Origin of the sequence: Marinoscillum sp. 108 (genome assembly GCF_902506655.1) — a bacterium.
Lineage (GTDB): Bacteria > Bacteroidota > Bacteroidia > Cytophagales > Cyclobacteriaceae > Marinoscillum > Marinoscillum luteum.
The window spans coordinates 1,313,415-1,330,979 of the sequence record NZ_LR734808.1 but is presented as its reverse complement, the minus strand read 5'-3'; the positions used below and the strand labels follow the sequence as shown (position 1 = coordinate 1,330,979).

Annotated in this window: 15 protein-coding genes; 10 read left to right on the top strand and 5 right to left on the bottom strand. The window is 44.2% G+C overall.

Features of this window, described 5'->3' with window-relative positions:
• Positions 1-16 precede the first annotated feature (16 nt).
• The 5 genes from der to GV030_RS05440 form a co-directional block, all read right to left on the bottom strand.
• Positions 17-1,327: a ribosome biogenesis GTPase Der gene (gene der, locus GV030_RS05460; protein ID WP_159580565.1), complete on the bottom strand. Its 1,311-nt coding sequence runs from the start codon at positions 1,325-1,327 to the stop codon at positions 17-19.
• 92 nt (positions 1,328-1,419) lie between these two features.
• On the bottom strand, positions 1,420-3,486 hold the full coding sequence (locus tag GV030_RS05455; RefSeq protein WP_159580563.1) for an ATP-binding protein: 2,067 nt from the start codon (positions 3,484-3,486) through the stop codon (positions 1,420-1,422).
• Between the two features lie 124 nt (positions 3,487-3,610).
• Entirely contained in the window at positions 3,611-4,495 is an 885-nt protein-coding gene (gene era, locus GV030_RS05450; protein ID WP_159580561.1) for a GTPase Era, read from the bottom strand.
• Positions 4,496-4,571: 76 nt separating this feature from the next.
• On the bottom strand, positions 4,572-5,318 hold the full coding sequence (locus GV030_RS05445; protein WP_159580559.1) for a helix-turn-helix domain-containing protein: 747 nt from the start codon (positions 5,316-5,318) through the stop codon (positions 4,572-4,574).
• A 136-nt stretch (positions 5,319-5,454) separates the two neighbouring features.
• A complete protein-coding gene (locus GV030_RS05440) occupies positions 5,455-5,874 on the bottom strand; it encodes an AraC family transcriptional regulator (protein WP_159580557.1) in 420 nt (139 codons plus the stop codon).
• 474 nt (positions 5,875-6,348) lie between these two features.
• Between GV030_RS05440 and GV030_RS05435 the strand changes: the two genes are divergently transcribed.
• The 10 genes from GV030_RS05435 to GV030_RS05390 all read left to right on the top strand — a co-directional run bounded on the left by GV030_RS05435 (position 6,349) and on the right by GV030_RS05390 (position 17,400).
• A complete protein-coding gene (locus tag GV030_RS05435) occupies positions 6,349-9,549 on the top strand; it encodes a SusC/RagA family TonB-linked outer membrane protein (protein ID WP_159580555.1) in 3,201 nt (1,066 codons plus the stop codon).
• Positions 9,550-9,555: 6 nt separating this feature from the next.
• Positions 9,556-10,983, top strand: coding sequence for a SusD/RagB family nutrient-binding outer membrane lipoprotein (locus GV030_RS05430; RefSeq protein WP_159580553.1), 1,428 nt, complete (start codon positions 9,556-9,558; stop codon positions 10,981-10,983).
• Positions 10,984-11,002: 19 nt separating this feature from the next.
• Complete coding sequence (locus tag GV030_RS05425; protein ID WP_159580551.1) at positions 11,003-11,731, top strand: immunoglobulin-like domain-containing protein; 729 nt, start codon at positions 11,003-11,005, stop codon at positions 11,729-11,731.
• Complete coding sequence (locus tag GV030_RS05420) at positions 11,715-12,239, top strand: hypothetical protein (protein WP_159580549.1); 525 nt, start codon at positions 11,715-11,717, stop codon at positions 12,237-12,239. Before GV030_RS05425 ends, GV030_RS05420 begins: the two co-directional genes overlap by 17 nt.
• Before the next feature lie 171 nt (positions 12,240-12,410).
• Positions 12,411-13,199: a type IV toxin-antitoxin system AbiEi family antitoxin gene (locus tag GV030_RS05415; RefSeq protein WP_159580547.1), complete on the top strand. Its 789-nt coding sequence runs from the start codon at positions 12,411-12,413 to the stop codon at positions 13,197-13,199.
• Positions 13,196-13,987, top strand: coding sequence for a nucleotidyl transferase AbiEii/AbiGii toxin family protein (locus GV030_RS05410; protein WP_159580545.1), 792 nt, complete (start codon positions 13,196-13,198; stop codon positions 13,985-13,987). Before GV030_RS05415 ends, GV030_RS05410 begins: the two co-directional genes overlap by 4 nt.
• Before the next feature lie 51 nt (positions 13,988-14,038).
• Positions 14,039-14,203, top strand: coding sequence for a hypothetical protein (locus GV030_RS05405; protein ID WP_159580543.1), 165 nt, complete (start codon positions 14,039-14,041; stop codon positions 14,201-14,203).
• A 214-nt stretch (positions 14,204-14,417) separates the two neighbouring features.
• Positions 14,418-15,731, top strand: coding sequence for an AAA family ATPase (locus GV030_RS05400; protein WP_159580541.1), 1,314 nt, complete (start codon positions 14,418-14,420; stop codon positions 15,729-15,731).
• A 44-nt stretch (positions 15,732-15,775) separates the two neighbouring features.
• Positions 15,776-16,630, top strand: coding sequence for a DUF4435 domain-containing protein (locus GV030_RS05395; protein WP_159580539.1), 855 nt, complete (start codon positions 15,776-15,778; stop codon positions 16,628-16,630).
• 116 nt (positions 16,631-16,746) lie between these two features.
• Positions 16,747-17,400, top strand: a complete 654-nt coding sequence (locus GV030_RS05390) for a hypothetical protein (RefSeq protein ID WP_159580537.1) — start codon at positions 16,747-16,749, stop codon at positions 17,398-17,400.
• Positions 17,401-17,565 lie beyond the last annotated feature (165 nt).

Genomic DNA, 17,565 nt, shown 5'->3' with positions numbered 1-17,565 from the left:
CGGAGAACCTTCCTGCTTACTTCTGCTTGATGATCGCTTTGATCGGCACCCCTTCGAAATCAAAATGTGACCTGAGCTTGTTGATCAGGAAACGCTCGTAAGACTCAGTGATGTCTTTAGGGTGATTACAGAAGAATGCGAATGCAGGTGTCTTGGTGGGCAGCTGCGTGATGTACTTGATGTGAATGTGTTTGCCACGGACAGATGGTGGCGGATAATTCTCTATTTCTTTCAGCATTTTGGCATTGAGTACCGAGGTGCTGATCCGTTTGTTTTTATTCTCAGCAACTTTCAGGGCCAGTTCTATGGCTTTGAAGATTCGCTGCTTATTGATGACACTGGTGAATACCACCGGGATATAGCCCAAAGGCCCCAGTTTTTCAGCAATGTGTTTCTTGTACTCATCGGCAGACTTGGTATCCTTTTCATACAAATCCCACTTGTTTACCATGATAATGGATCCCTTGCGGTATTTGTGTGCCAGTCCGATGATGTTCATATCCTGTGCTTCCAGTCCGTTTTCGGCGTCCAGCATGACGATACATACGTCAGAGTCTTGCAGGGCCTGTATGGCGCGGAGTACAGAGTAGAACTCTATGTCTTCTTTTACTTTGGCTTTTTTTCGAATCCCGGCAGTATCAGTCAGGATAAAGTCTTTGCCAAACAGGTTATACCTGCTGTCGATGGCATCTCGTGTGGTACCGGCGATGTTGGTAACGATGGTTCTGTCTTTACCCAGCAGGGCATTCAGGAAAGAGGATTTGCCCACATTGGGGCGACCCACGATGGCAATTCTGGGTACTTCATCTTTCTCCTCATCTTCCACTTCTTCTGCGAAGTGAGACACCGTTTCATCCAAAAGGTCTCCTGTGCCTGATCCACTCACCGACGAAACGGCATAAATGGAATCGGTCAGACCCAATGCGTAAAATTCGTTGGCAGCGTATGATTTTTCTGTATTGTCGGCTTTGTTGGCCACAATGATGACGGGCTTGCCTACCTCACGTACTACATTGGCAAAGTCCTGATCCAATCCGTGAAGGCCTGTGATACAATCCACCATGAACAGAATGACATTGGCCTCCTGTAAGGCTTCCTTCACCTGTGTGCGAATGGCTCCTTCAAAGATATCATCCGAACCTTCCACATACCCGCCTGTATCTATGACGGTAAATGACTTACCATTCCATTCAGAATACCCATAATGACGATCTCTGGTCACTCCGGACTCATTATCCATGATGGCCTGTCTGCGTTCGATGAGTCGGTTAAAGAGGGTGGATTTGCCAACATTGGGTCGGCCTACAATTGCTACAATATTTGCCATAAACCGCAAAGGTAGACTTTTTAAGGTTAAGGAACACTTATTTGGTTGAAGGGGATTTTATTAAGTTATGATGGCATGTTAGGAGTGTGAAGTTACACTTCTGTTGGCTTGTCCGAAACATTGACAGGGAATGCCAGGTAGAAAGTAGATCCCTTTCCTTCTTCACTGACGGCCCAAATCCGGCCATGGTGTCTGTCCATGATTTTTTTGCATAAAGCCAGCCCAACTCCTGTGCCTTCGAATTGATCATCTGTATGAAGGCGTTCAAACATGCCGTAGAGCTTTTCACTATATTTAGTATCAAACCCTACCCCATTATCTGAGATACTGAATACTACCTCATTTCCCATTGTTTGTCCTTCGAGGACAATGGTGGGCTGATCTTCATTATTGCTGTATTTGATGGCGTTGGAAATGATGTTTTGAAAGACCTGACGAACAAGCGATTGGATTCCCTGGACGGATGGGAGCGGTTTGATCTTGATGTGTGAGGACGAATTGGTGAAAGTGTCTTCTATGAGTTCGGAAACAATCTTCTGTACGTTGATGGTTTCATAACCTCCGGTGATTCTGGTCACACGGCTGTATTCTAGTAAGTCATCTATGAGTTGCCCCATTTTGACACTGTTTCTGGTGATTCTCGATAGGTATCTGACTCCATTTTCAGGGATCAGGTCACCATAGTCTTCAATGAGTGCCTCGGAAAAACTGTTGATCGCTCTCAGTGGGGCTCTCAGGTCATGTGATACGGTATAAGTAAATGCTTCAAGCTCGCTATTGACATTTTCGAGCTCGCTGGTCCGTTGCAATACCTTTTTCTCAAGGAGGGAGTTCATGTTAGCTAGGATTAGCTCTGCTTTCTTTTTGGTATCGATGTTTTGAAATAACCCTCTGAGAGCAATGACTTTACCGTTTTTCACCACTGGTTGGCCAATGGCTCTCACCCAAATGACGTTTTCTTTAGCGGTGATCAGAGTTAATTCCAGATCGTAGGGCTCATGATGTTGAATGGCGTTATCCAGGGCTTTGGTAATGATATTTCTGAAGTCGTTGTGGTAGAAGTTGATTCCTTTGGTAAGGTCAATGTTTTCGCCACGTTCTATTTCATGAATATCATAAACTACGTCACTCCATTCAATAGTGTTATTGATCAGGTCAAATTCCCAGGTTCCGATCTGAGCTACTTCAGACATACCCAGCATGGTTTGTGCTTGTTTTTGAGCCTGCTTATTTTTTTGAAACAGCTCTTTCTCTAAGCGTACATTCTCGGTGATGATTTCGGTAAAAAGAAAAACCCCACCAACTTTCCCATTGCTCAAGCGCCACGGTTGGGTTCGCCACTTCAGGTAGATTGTTTCTCCGTTATACTTGAGCTTAGCCCTTTCACTTTCTGTAACTTGACCCGTTAGCGCTGCGGGTAATGCGTTTGTCCAATTATCATCTGTATCCGCATTCGGAAAAACTGCGTTGAAAGAAAGTCCGGTAATATCGGCTCCTTCAAGCTTATAATCTCTGTACCAGTTGTCATTGACCATCATAAATTCCAGGTCGCTGTCTAGCATGGCTGTGGCGCCTGGAGAGTATTTGACGAAGATTTCGAAGATTTCCTGGAGTTTCCTTCGCTCGTTTATTTCCTCCTGCATTTCTTTTGGGCTCTTAAACTTGAGCGCAGAGGGAATGACAAAGCCTAGTACCACTGCAGTGGCCATAGAGACTAGTCCGGTCAGAAGCTTGGTGAATCCGCTGAGGCGGTAGACGGGCTCCCAGAAAAGGGTGGCATCTAGTAGGTGAGTAATACCACATAGCCCTATAAAGGCCACAAAAAGTAAGACAATCCACCTTAAGTGTCCAAGTGGTTTCTCTCTGACATACCAGAGCAGCATGATCGGGATAGAAAAGTAAGAGAGAAAAATGGTGATATCCGAAATGATGTATACCCAACCCTCGGTTTCATTCCAATCTCCACAGGTCCATCTGGCTGGCCATCTGCTGGTGTCTAACAAACCTCCAAAGTACTGTCCTATACTGATAGAAGCCGGGGAAGGCTGTTGTATAGCGCAGGTGGCAATGTCGCCCTGGATGCTAATGGGATCTTCGGTAGCACCGAGGGGCAGAGCCGCCAGAAAAAAGAGAAAAGTAATAATAGCGTTCAAGTTCATGGAAGTGCCATTTACATTCAGGTAATGTTACTTCCTTCTGCTATGTGTGAAGACGCTTTTTAGTCGAGGGGTATAGAATTGCTCGTTAAACCCTAAGAAATGTCAGTTAAATGGTTTTAGTGGCTTAGTAGCCAAACCGTTTCAATTTGGAATCGTCCTTGCGCCAGTCTTTTTCCACTTTCACAAAGGTTTCCAGGTGGATCTGTTTGCCAAAAAAAGACTCAAGCTCCTGCCGGGCGGCGATACCCAGGTTTTTGATGGATTCGCCCTTCTTGCCGATGATGATGCCCTTTTGACTGTCGCGCTCCACAAATATTTCAGCAGCGATCCGGATGATTTTCTCTTCTTCCTTGAAAGAAGTCACCACCACTTCTGAGCTGTAGGGGATTTCCTGCTTGTACTGCAGAAAGATTTTCTCTCTCACGATCTCCGCAGTGATAAACCGCTCAGACTTGTCGGTCATCTCATCTTCAGGGAAATAGGGGGGGTGCTCCGGTAAGTGACTGACGATGGTCTGCTGGAGGAGGTCTACGCCCTCACCAGTCACGGCGGATACTGTCATAGGTTCCGCCCAGTCGAGTTGTTCTTTCCAGTAAGTGACTTTATCTTCTACCTGTGATCCTTTGCCAAGATCCGTTTTGTTAATCACAAAAAGCATGGGTATTTCTGTGCGTCTGGCCATGTCTATCCATTCCTGGTGATCGTTTTTTTCACCCAGCTCCACCATGAAAAGGATTACGTCGGCATCTTCCAGCGATTTCTTCACGAAGCCCATCATGCGTTCCTGCAACTTGTAGCTCGGGTCCAGCGTGCCGGGGGTATCGGAGTACACAATCTGATACTCAGGTGTGGTGACGATCCCAAAGATGCGATGACGGGTGGTTTGCGCCCGGTTACTAACAATGGAAATGCGCTCCCCTGTGAGCTGATTCATGAGGGTGGACTTACCCACATTGGGTTTTCCCATGATGGTCACAAATCCCGATTTGAATGGCTTGGCTTCTGTCATATCGGGTGCAATTTCGCCAAAAACCGGATACCCTGAGGTCGGAATGCCTGTTTTCTCTGTGAAAATATGTTCCGGCTCACAGCATATGATGGTAGGCTTTGATGAAATCTCGCGGCTTGGAATCCATAAAATACCTAAAGTCCTTGATCAGATGTGACTGATCATAGTACCCCGACTTAAAAGTGAGCTGAGTGAGGGTCATGCTGTCCTGATATTGCCGGTAGTTTTCCAGGAAGTGCTTCATTTTCTCTATTTTCCCAAACTCCTTGGGAGATAGGCCTATTTCCTGCGCAAAACGTTGCTCCAGAAAGGATTTGCTGACGCTCAGCTGCTCATTAATGTCTTTGATTTTCACTTCACCGTTTGTAGACTGGATGATCCTTACGGCCTCTTCCACGATAAAACTAGGTTCAAAATCATTGATGCCCTCTAGCAGATGATCCAGGTGACTCTCGAATTGGGCGAGGTTTTCCAGCCTGGGCATCCCCAGCGTGATCACCGCATCACGCTCTAGCGGGACGTCTTTGGGATACAGGAGCATAGTATATTCGGGCCTCACCTTGGCACATAGAAAGTTCAAGCTTTCGGAGCTCAGAGACATGCCCTTACTGCGACAGGTGGAGAGCACCAGATCGCCGGTGTTGATCACGACGGAGCGTATGGATCCAATCAACTTTCGTGTGATAGGAGCACCTAAATTGTAGAGCACCTCTACATAGTTATCGGGCATAAACATGAGTTCGTCTATGCCATTCTCAAAGGTGTAGCTTTTGGTGCCTACTACTACCTCTTCAAATTCTGGTTGGGACTTTGTACTTAGCATGGCTTTTTTTGCCATTAGACACGTAGTCCCTGGTGTTTCACTTATGTTTTTGAGTCTGGGTATGTAAACAAACCCGATGGTTTAGTAAATATTCGGTAATGTTTACAAATTGGCTTTGGCCGGAGTAAGGGTTTGTTTAATGATACTGGTTTGGGGACCTTCTGTAATCGGTGGGGGATTTTCCAGTCACTTTTTTGAAGGCTTTGTAAAATGACACCTTGTTGGAAAAACCCACCATCTCCGCCACAGCATCTATGGTGAAGTGCCCGTAAGCCTGATCCAACAGCAAGGCCTGGGCTTCCTTAATTCTGAGCTTGTTGATATAGGAGTTGAAGTTTTGGCAGGCAATGGTATTGATGGAGCTGGACACCTGCTTTTCTGAAAGGTGGACTCCTTTGGCTACTGTATCCAACTTGATGTCCGGGTTGAGATATTTCTTCTCAGAAATGATCCATTTGTTTATGCGGTTAAAGGATTCTTCCTTTATCAAAAGGTCCTCTTCGCTCACCTTGATAGCTGGGGGTGTTGGAGCACCGCTCCACCTCCTCCATGCCATATATGCTATGCTTAAAATAATAAAAGACAGAATAAAAAATTCCATATCGATTTTATGGCAAAGTAAATTTTATTTGAATCGCTTACCCAAACGCTTTTTTACAATTTGGGGTTACACGTCTTTTTTACAATTACTTCAGATGGTAAAACCCTTATTTCGCTATACCTCTTTATATTATACTGTTTTGAAAAGGCTGCTTTTGTAGTAGGAAGCGGTCTTTTCAATCAGTACTCTCCCGCACCTATTTTCATATAATCTAAATACTCCCGGTTTCAGCACGGTTCGGATCATCATTGAGCCCGTGGGGTGTCTGCATAATATCATTTCCAGGTGACCATTTTCTTAGCCAGAGCGGCTGAACCAGCCAAAATCATCTTACCCCTATGCGGTTTGAGGTTCTTTTTTACAATTAATAGCAAAAAGACTCCACTAAGATTACGCTGTTAAATAATGTAAACCTAAACACGGTAGTTTATGAGAAAACTTCTACTTATCGCATGTTTGATCATGCTCCAGGGCTTGCTATATGCCCAGGAAAGAACGATCTCCGGACAGGTGGTGGACGACAATGGTGAGTCCCTCCCCGGAGTGAATGTAGTGCTGAAGGGGTCCACCCAGGGAACCATCACAGATCTGGATGGTAACTATAAGGTACCCTTAAATGGTGATGATGATGCGATTCTCGTGTTTTCATTTATTGGGATGCAGACCAAGGAAATGGCCATTGGAGGTCGCTCGGTCTTAGATGTGACCCTTTCTCAGGACGTGACTCAGCTTACTGAAGTGGTGGTCACGGCATTTGGTGTGGAGCGTGAAAAGAAGGCGCTGGGTTACTCTGTGCAGGATGTAAAGAGTGATGAGCTTACCAAGACTGATCAGACCTCAGTGCTTAATTCCTTGCAGGGAAAAGTGGCTGGCGCCCAGATTTCTAATGCTGGTGGGGCCATTGGTAGCTCCACACGCATTGTACTGCGAGGACCTACTTCATTGTTGGGTAATAATCAGGCCCTGATTGTGGTGGATGGTGTGCCTATCAATAATGGTACCTCCAACAACGTACAGGCCTCTGGCAACTTCTATGATAACATCGTGGATGCCGGAAACCGGGCCAATGACATCAATCCTGAAAACATCGAGTCTGTGTCTGTACTGAAGGGGCCTGCCGCTGCGGCGCTGTATGGCTCCAGAGCAGCCAATGGTGTGGTGCTGATCACGACCAAGAAAGGTACGAATACGGCTGGAAAGACCAATATTAACTTCAATTCATCTTATACCTGGTCCAAAGTATACATCATCCCCAAGATGCAGAATAAGTTTGGACAGGGGCAGTTTGGAGACAATCAAAACTATCTCTTTGATCAGGAGAGTTGGGGTGATGCCTTTGATGGCAGCTTGCGCCCCTATGGAGCGGTGGTGAATAACATTCAGCGCTATAAGCCCTATGAAGCCCTGCCATCCAACGTGCAGGATTTCTGGGAGACCGGTAATACCTTTCAGAACTCACTCTCATTGTCGGGAGGAAATGCAGATGCTACGTATTTCCTTTCTTTTAATGACATGCAGCAGAATGGTGTGATGATCAATACTGACATGAGAAGGAACAATCTGACCTTCAATGGTAGCGCCAATCTAGGCGATAAGGTGACTACTTCTGCCTCTATCAACTACGTACGTACCAAGGCTAATTTGCCCATGATCGGTCAGCGAAACCAGGCCCTGGCTCAGGTATACAATATGCCACGAGACATGAGTGTGGTAGATATGAAGGATTTGGATGATCCTTTCAATACTCCTGATGGCTTCTTCACTTCCTTCATTGTCAATCCTTATTATTCACTGAAGCGTGATTTCAGCAAACAGGATATGAACAGAATTTTTGGAAATGTGCAGTTGGCCTATGCTCCTGTGGACTGGATTAGTGGTACCCTGAGGGTAGGTTCGGATGTGATAGCTGATCAGCGAAATACCTATCATGATCTGGTACAGTATCAGCCAGGTAGCCCAAATGCTGGTGCAGCATTTAACTCAGACGGAGAGTATACTGAGCAGCGACTAAATACCCGTGAGATCAATGTGGATGCGATGGTCAATGTGAACCGTGACCTGATGCCGGACTTACAGCTGAATGTGTTGGTGGGTTACAACTTCAATCAGCGTGAAACTGACAATCTTTTCACGACGATCGATGCTCTTACACTGCCTCGTTTCCCAAGTTTGTCAAATGTGAGTGGTTCGTACACCTCAGGAGGTATAGCCACCAAACGAAGACTTTATGGGGTTTACGGCTCAGCAGACCTTTCTTACAAAGGCTATTTGTTTCTGGGCGCTACTTACCGTACCGACTGGTCTTCTACCTTGCCACTGGATAACAACTCCTTTTCATACCCCAGTGTGAATTTGGGATTTGTCTTCACCGATGCATTCGAGATTACCAACAATATTCTCTCTTTCGGAAAAGTAAGGTTGAGCTATGCGGAAGTAGGAAACGACGCAGGGACCTACCTGACCAACTCGGTGTTTCAGCAGACCAACATCGGAGCCAGCTTTGCCACCATCCAGTTTCCATTCAACAATGGAACGGTGATCGTGCCAGGATTTAGCGAAGGCAATACCATAGGTAACCCCAATCTGCAGCCAGAGATTACCAAGGCGTATGAGGCTGGTATTGACATTCGCTTGTTCAATGGAAGAGTGGGCATAGATGCGACGTACTACAACAGTACTTCCGAGTCACAGATTCTGAATACTTCGGTGGCGCCATCTTCAGGCTTTACCACCCAGGTGGTGAATATTGGTAAGATTTCAAACAAAGGAGTGGAGCTACAGCTCAATACTACTCCCTTGAAGATTGGAGCCTTCCGTTGGGATTTGTCTGTGAACTACACCAAAAATGTGAACAGAGTAGAAGAACTGGATCCGGGTAACACGGAACTGGTACTGGTGGCTCAGGGCCTTACCCCGGGTCTGAAACTGGTCGTAGGCAAACCATACGGAGTTTTTGAAGCTACGCAGGCATTGAAAACAGCAGATGGAAAAGTGGTAGTGGGGCCGGATGGAATTCCATTGGACGATCCCAATCCGGTAGAAATTGGGTCCATTCAGCCTGATTGGTACGGAGGTGCTACTTCTACATTCTCTTACAAAGGCCTGTCATTGGGCATTACTGTGGACACCAAACAAGGTGGAAAAGTGGTGAGCTCTACTGCTGCACAGCTCTACTTTGCTGGTTTGGCCGAAGAAACTGCCTTCAATAGCCGCGAGGAGTGGATAGTGCCGAACTCAGTAGTACAGACTGGCACTGACGATGATGGAAACCCCATCTACTCACCCAATACTACGCCACTTACTATGTATGGCGGCGGTAATGTGCGAAACTACTGGGCGCAGATTCAGGGTGGATCCCGAAATGAGGCGGTTCTTCTGGATGCCTCTTACATCAAACTGAGAGAAGTAGCGCTGAGGTATACCATACCCACAGCACTTATCAGCAAGACCCCTTTCAAAGGAATCACTGTGGGAGCGGTGGGTAGAAACCTGTGGCTACGCACTCAGGGCAACAACCACTTCATAGATCCTGAAGCAAGTGCATTTGGTAACGGAAATGCCCAGGGTTATGAATTCCTTGGAATCCCTCCACAGGCTACTTACGGCTTTGACTTAAAAATCAAAATATAATCGATTATGAAAAGCATCTATAAATCAATCATTGCATGGGTCATGATGTTTGGCTTCTTCTCTTGTGGAGATGACATTCTGGATATCAACAAAGACCCCAATAATCCGGGCACCTCTACGCCGCAGCTGACCCTGCCTGCAGGGCAGGTGGCCCTGGCCGTGACCCTGGAAGCAGATTACAACCTGATGGGCGCTCACCTGGCTCAGTATTGGACTCAGGGCCCCACGGCTTCTCAGTTTTCTTTTCTGGAGCAGTATAACATCACGACCAATAGCTACAATGGCGCATGGTCTCGCATGTATGCTTCAGCACTGGAAGACCTGGAGTTTGTCAGAAAGGCTGCCATAGAAGATGGTACCCCTAATTATGCTGCCATCGCGATGTTGCTGCAGGCTTATTCCTTTCAGATTTTGGTCGACCTATACGATCAGATTCCATATACTGAAGCCCTTCAGGGCAAGGATGGCTTGCTGGAGCCGAAATTTGATGACGGAGAAGCAGTGTATGACGATCTCATTGTGAAGATCGATGCGGCGCTGGACCTGATCGATATCTCCAGCACGGCGGTCACTCCGGTAGGGGACGACCTGATCTATGGCGGGAATATGAGAAAGTGGATTTCCTTTGGCAATACGCTGAAACTCAAAATCTACATCCGCCAGTCTGAGGCCAGACCATCGGTAGCACAAGCGGGTATACAGGCGATGTATGATGCTGGAGCCACATTCCTCACTCCGGGCAATGACGCCCTGGTGAGCTTCACTCCAAACACAAACAATCAGAATCCGCTCTGGCAGATATTGAATCAAACCACGTTTCAGAATATCGTGGCCAGTGCCACTTCCATACAGGAGTTTATCAACAATGCCGATGACCGGATCAGTGCTTACTATGATGTGTCGCCCAACACCAATACCTATGTAGGGTTGCCACAAGGCACGGGCACTACCAGTGGTGATCAGTTTGCGGACTTCTCCGCTCCTGATGGCAACACGGTGATCAATGCCGATGCGGATGTGATCCTGATCTCCGGGTATGAGAGTCTTTTCCTTCAGGCAGAGGCCGCTGAGCGTGGTTGGGGTACTGGTGATCCAAAGTCACTCTACGATCAGGCAGTGATGGCTTCCTTTAGCTTCCATGGCCTGGACGGCAGTGCCCTGGTGAGCCCGGGAGGCAATTACGAGTATGATGGCGAGTTGAGTACCATCTACTATCAGAAGTGGCTGGCATTTAATGGAAAACAGGGATTTGAAGGCTGGAATGAGTGGCGAAGAACGGGAGTTCCCGTATTGAGTCCATCCCTTCAGGGACAAGCCTTGCCCAACACTTTCCCGCTCCGGTTAATCTGGCCAGCTAATGAGACGTCTACTAACCCGAATGCTCCGGAGTTGGAAGCTCTCGATGCACCAGTATGGTGGGACAAAACATTTTAATCACTAAAAGGACGATCAAATGAATTATATATTTCAATCAAGAATATGGGTACTCCTGCTGCTGTCAGTGGGGTTCCTGGCTTGTGAACCGGACCTGGACTCTGAGGATGTGACAGCCGGAGTGATTCGATTTCCCTCTATCATTCTGAATGGGGACAATCCAATCGCCTATGTGGCGGGAGAAGCGAGTGCTATTACCGACCCTGGTGTGACCGCCCTGTTGGGTACGGATGACATCACCAGTCAGGTGGAAGTGACAGGCGTGGATGGAGTGGATTTTGACACTCCTGGAATCTATCCGATCAACTATTCGGTGAGTACCGTGAATGATCTGGGAGATGAAACTACTGTGACCGAAACACGCTACGTACTGATAGCTTCTGAAGATATATCGGGCATAGACCTGACGGGAGATTACTTCTCCATCAGCCGGTCTTTCAGTGGTGCATCTTATGGTCAGCTCATGTCAGTGCGCAAGCTCGGCACAGGATATTTTGCCTGCACAGATGTATACGCTCATCCCGCAGCGGAGAACGCTGGTCGGTTTTTTGTGACCAGTGCCACCGAGGGGATCCTTCTGCCGCAAAGTGCCAGTGAGACTATTTTTGGTCTGGAAATGTTTGGTACTGTGGACATTCAGATCGGTAATACCAATCCGGATGACTACAACCTGTCATTCAATCTGGACCTTCCTGCAGCTTCTTTTCAAACGACAAAACCCTGGACAAAAAATGAAAACGTTAACTAATTACCTGTCTATGATCGTGCTGGCTGTACTAGGTACAGCCTGTGTATCAGGAGGGTTTGATGAAAATCCTCAGTTGGATGAGTTGGAAAATGCCCTGAAGAAGGCACCAAAAGTGGAATCCATATCGGTCAATGGCGTGGTTGTGGAGAAAAACACCCAGTCCCAACGACAGGTGGATGCCAGGATCGGTGATGTATTGAAGCTGGATGCCGCTTTCAGTAGTGGAAAAGATGCCCAGCTGACCGAGCTGGAGTTTTTCAGACAGTACTATGGAGTGATCTATCCGCAGGAGGCGCCGCATCCGGTGGATTCGCTCACAGATGGCTTCTATGACTTATCTGGTTTGGAGAGCTCGTTTTCTTACGAATATACGGTGCCGGAGGAGGATGATGAGGGATTTCATTTTGAAGCCGGAAACATCATCACCATTCAGTACCGTGTCAAAAACTCCCTCGATAATTACGGCTATCGATCACTGGTGATTCGACTCGTGGATGAGGAAGAATAGCAGGTCAAATTACTCACTATCCATTGATCAGGAAGAGCCTCCCAATGGGAGGCTTTTTTTGTTGGGGGAGGAGGGCGAGGGAATAGTCCATCTTCCCACCCTCTTGAATTTATTTAGTAATAATTTGCGATAAGTAGTTTTTATTGCTACTTTTAGTGAAATTTTACTAAAGTGAGAGCGAGAGAATACATCAAACATTTACTGTCAATAGAAAACTACTCATTCTCACTTGAGGAGATCACCGGTCAAACTGATTCGACCGATACCTCTCTGAAATTTGAACTTGCTAGATTGGTTGAAAAAAAAGAAATCACCAACCTAAGAAAAGGTTTCTACCTGATAATACCTCCCCGATATTCAAAACAATGTTACCTCCCCATTCAGCTTTACATTCAAAAGCTTTTTCAAAGCTTAAATCGAAACTACTATTTAGGTTTTTATTCAGCGGCTAAATTCCACGGTGCTAGTCATCAACAAACCCATAGAGAGTATGTGATGATTGAAAAACCCAAACTGAACGAGATTAAAAAAAACGATTTTGACATTAAGTTCATTACAGCCTCTCAATGGCCAGCCAAGAACATTCTTGAAAAGAAATCAGATGCTGGATATTTTAATATTTCCAGCCCTGCATTGACGGCTGCTGATTTGATACATCATCAGTCCAAACTTGGAGGACTCAATAGAATGCTTGCAGTTATCGAGGAACTGGCAGAGGAAATCACTCATGAAGATTTGAAAGACCTATTGACATGGTATCCACATAGAAGTACAATTCAACGATTGGCCTTCATTCTGGATGAACAACAAACAGGCATTGACCTCAAAATAGTATCTAATTATCTTAAATCAGCACAGTATTTCCCTGTACTCCTTTCCCCAAAGAAAAACCAGAAGGCCGGATCGGTTGATAACATTTGGAAAGTAGATGTAAACATTGAACTCGAAAGTGATCTATGATTCCAAAACCTTACATAGCACAGTGGCAAGAGTTTGCGCCATGGAGACAATTTTCTCAGGTAGAACAAGATTTGATTATTAGTCGTGCGCTGGTTGAAATATTTGCTGACGATTTCCTTAGAGAAAACCTTGCTTTCAGAGGTGGAACAGCTCTTCACAAATTGTATTTGACTCCTGCTCCTCGCTATTCAGAGGATATTGATTTGGTTCAGATAAAACCAGGGCCTATCAAGCCAATCATGGAAAGATTAGATGAAGTGATTACTTTTTTTGAAGAAGATCGAAGAACTCAAAATAGAGGTCATGGTATTAAAGCACTTTATCGGTTTACCTCCGAATATGAGGAAATACGATTGAGACTAAAACTAGAAATCAACTGCAAGGAGCATTTTAATATTCTGGATTGGGTTGATTTTCCATTTGAAGTAAAAAGTGATTGGTTTTCCGGACAAGCTCAAATTCGAACCTATAGCCTTAGCGAATTGCTCGGAACAAAACTCAGGGCACTTTATCAGAGAAATAAAGGACGAGATTTATTTGATTTAGATTATGCCAGGCAGCATCATGAGTTAAACTTTGAAGAAATAATCAAATGCTTCAAAGAATACACGCAATTTTCAACAGATAAAAGACCTCCAAGCCAAAAAGAGTTTCTATTAAATCTGGAAGAAAAGAATAACGATCCTGATTTCTCAGGTGATATGGAAGCAGTACTTAGGCCTGGAATTGAATACAATGAAGAAACAGCTTTGGAATGGCTGAAGAAAGATTTGATAGAAAAAATTTAAGATGATAGCAAAGGCGATTCGCTCACAGATGGCTTCTATGACTTATCTGGTTTGGAGAGCACATTTTCTTATGAGTATACGGTGCCTGAGGAGGATGATGAAGGATTTCATTTTGAAGCCGGAAACATCATCACCATTCAGTACCGTGTCAAAAACTCCCTCGATAATTATGGCTATCGATCACTGGTGATTCGCCTCGTGGATGAGGAAGAATAGCAGGTTAAATTACTCACTATCCATTGATCAGGAAGAGCCTCCCATTGGGGAGGCTTTTTTTGTTGGAGGAGGGGGCAAGATAATTGTGTGGCCCTATAGCTAACAATGGTTTGATCAGGATAGAAAAAAACCTACATTTGGTAACGTTACAAGGCGGGTATCAAACATAAAGGTGTTGTTAGCCGGTTGTAAGCTGGAATAACCTACAAGAAGAATGAAACTTAACTCAATAACTGTCGAGAAGCTATTTGGGGTTTTTGACCATCATATTCCACTTCATCAGGAGGAAGGAATAACCATTGTGATTGGAGAGAATGGCTTAGGCAAAACAGTCCTTCTAGAAATTATTGAATCTTTCTTCAAACGGAATTATTTCTATTTCAACACTATCACCTTCGATAAAATAGTTTTTGAATTTGATGACACAATTTCATGGCATCTTCAAAAAACTGATGATATTCTTAACGTTACTCAGGTGAACAAAAATAAATCTGAGTATAATCCACTCCTACTCCTCGACTATGGCAGAAGAGATTGGGAGCAACATGCAAGCAGAATAACTCGATATGTGCCCTATTTGCGGAGAATAGGATCTAGAAGATGGGAAGATAGAAGGACCCGAGAACTTCTTGATTTTGAAGACATTATTTCCAGATATGGTGATCTCGTTCCATATGATCCTTACGTAAAAGAAGTAGAAGATTTCCCCAAATGGTTCATTGAGAGGCACAATAGTATCAATGTAACTCTGATTGAAACACAACGATTGATCACCTTGGTCGAACGGGAGGATAAGCGTCATGAAAAGACTGTTGAAAAGTATTCAAATGAGCTAAGTAGAACCATAAAATCTTATTTGGCGCAATCAACTGAACTTTCTTCAAAATTAGATAGAACCTATCCCAACAGGCTTATCGACAGACTTAAGCAGTCTTCAAATGCCACTGACGAAGCATTAAACGAAGAACTAAAAAAGCTAGAAGAAAAGAGAGCACTTCTTGATGCCGTTGGATTGATTGAAATTGAAAAGGACTCAGGAATTCTAAAAATTGAAAAGCCCGAGGATGTGGTTATTGATGTTCTTATGCTATACGTCGAAGACAGCTTCAAGAAACTCGAAATTTTTGATAAAATATCAAGTAGAATCGAAGTGTTCCTTGAAATACTTAACAAGCGTTTTAAACACAAAAAACTTCATATAGATAAGGAAAGTGGCTTTTTGCTAAAGTCAACAATAATTAAAAATAAGGATGGAGAATTTCAGGACATACCAGTAACAAAGCTTTCTTCGGGTGAACAAAATGAATTGGTATTATTCTATGAGCTTCTATTTAAAACGGAGAATAGCTCACTGATCCTTATTGATGAACCAGAAGTCTCGCTTCATATCTCTTGGCAAAATAGTTTCATCAAAGATCTAAGAGAAATCATAAAACTTAACAAGCTTGAAGTAATCATCGCAACTCACTCTCCAGACATTATTGCGAATAATTGGGATTTGAAAGTTGAGTTAAAAGGGTTGGAATAATGGAGGATCATATTACACCCGATAGGATTGCAAATGCAATCTGCATGGACACAACATTTCAAGGATACCATGTAATTGTGGAAGGGAAAAAGGACTATAAGTTCTACTCGAAATTTTTTAACTCATCAGAAATAAGAATTGTTGAAGCATTCGGTAATGAAAGAGTCATTGAAGTTCTTCAGCTACTTGATGATCGTGGGTTTAATCGAGATATTGGCATCATTGATTTAGACTTCAACAGAATTCTAGGTATTGACCACCAAATTGACGGACTCTTTGTTACCGACGATCATGACATTGAAGTTATGGTTATTAAAACTGACGCCTTGGTTGATGTCGTTAATCAATATTGCTCTCCTAAAAGCATCAAAGACTTTGAATCATCTAAATCAACAACTATCAGAGAAGAATTGCTAAAAATTGGACGAGAGATTGGCTACCTAAAATTGGCCGCCAAAGTATATGATCTTGGTCTGGTATTCAAGCCAAAGATGGCAGATGGAAATCAATTGAGGTACAATAAATTAATGGACAACAACTTTGATTTTGCTGGTAAAAACGTCTTGATTGAAACAATAGTCAACTTTTCAAATGGTAAAAGCGATTGCATCAAATCACAAGCCGAAATTAATATGGCCTTTGATGCCATCAAGCAAAAGTCATATCCCGATTATGAACTTGTAAACGGACACGACTTGGCTAATTTGTTATACCTGTTGATGAAAAAGGTTTTGAAAAGCAAAAGCAAGTCGCTCGGTGATTGGGACTGTGTTGAGGATAGTTTGTCACTAGCGTATGATTCTTCTGATTTCAAAAAGACAATTCTATTTAAGGAACTTGAGAAATGGAGGATTTCAGAAAATGTGAATTTGTTTAGCGAACGAATTACATCCAGCTAACAAACGATATAGCACATACCTCTACTGAGTTATCTGATGGTGAAGTGCATGACGGAAACTTTAACGATATTTGAAAGACCAGAGGCACGTGCCATATCTGGTCGTTGGCATCAATTATGAAGAGCTACGAAATTAACATTAACTCTAACTGGAGAGCAATTCCTGTAGCCATATTCTTCTTTGGGCTTTCAATCTATTTGATGACGCTAATTCCAAGAGATTGGCCAGATCTGGTGAACTTCGGAACAATTGCAATTCTCTTCTTCTCACCCATAATTCCTGTAACAATCCTATCGCGAGGTAAGATAAGAATCGAACTAACTGAAGAAACGTTTCGAGCCATTTGGGTCAAGAGATTTTTTCTTAGTAACGAACAGAACATTGAACTCGGTTGGAACAGGATCATAGACTATGTGAACCAAGAAGATCGTGGACTGGATTCATTCAGGCTAACATTGACGAACAACCAACAGTTTAAATTCTACCGATACACCTATTTTCCTCAAAAAGACGATTTCGACAAGTTTCTAAGCCAACTCCCAGGCTTCATTAAGTCAGTGAACTTGGCTGACGAGCGAACAATCGAACAAGGGAAAACTGAATTCCAAACTCGATCTTTCAAATGGGTGTTAATCGGACTAACTGTTCTAGCCATTGGTCTGCTTGTGAATACTGTGATGAACCCCAACTCTGGAACTCGCTGGGCAACTCTCGGAGTAATCTTCTCAGGAATTCTCTTCTATTGGATACAGGCAAATCGAAAGAACTGATGCCAACAGTCGCTAGCACGAATGCACCAATTGGGACTTTACATACTTCAGTGCTAACTCACCATGAATCAGCCGCTGAGAAGTGGTAGTGCTTTCTAATGGCTTCTGCTCGTTGGAGCTTATTGACTTTCGGGACGTAGTGCTATTAGGAACCGTTGTGAGCTT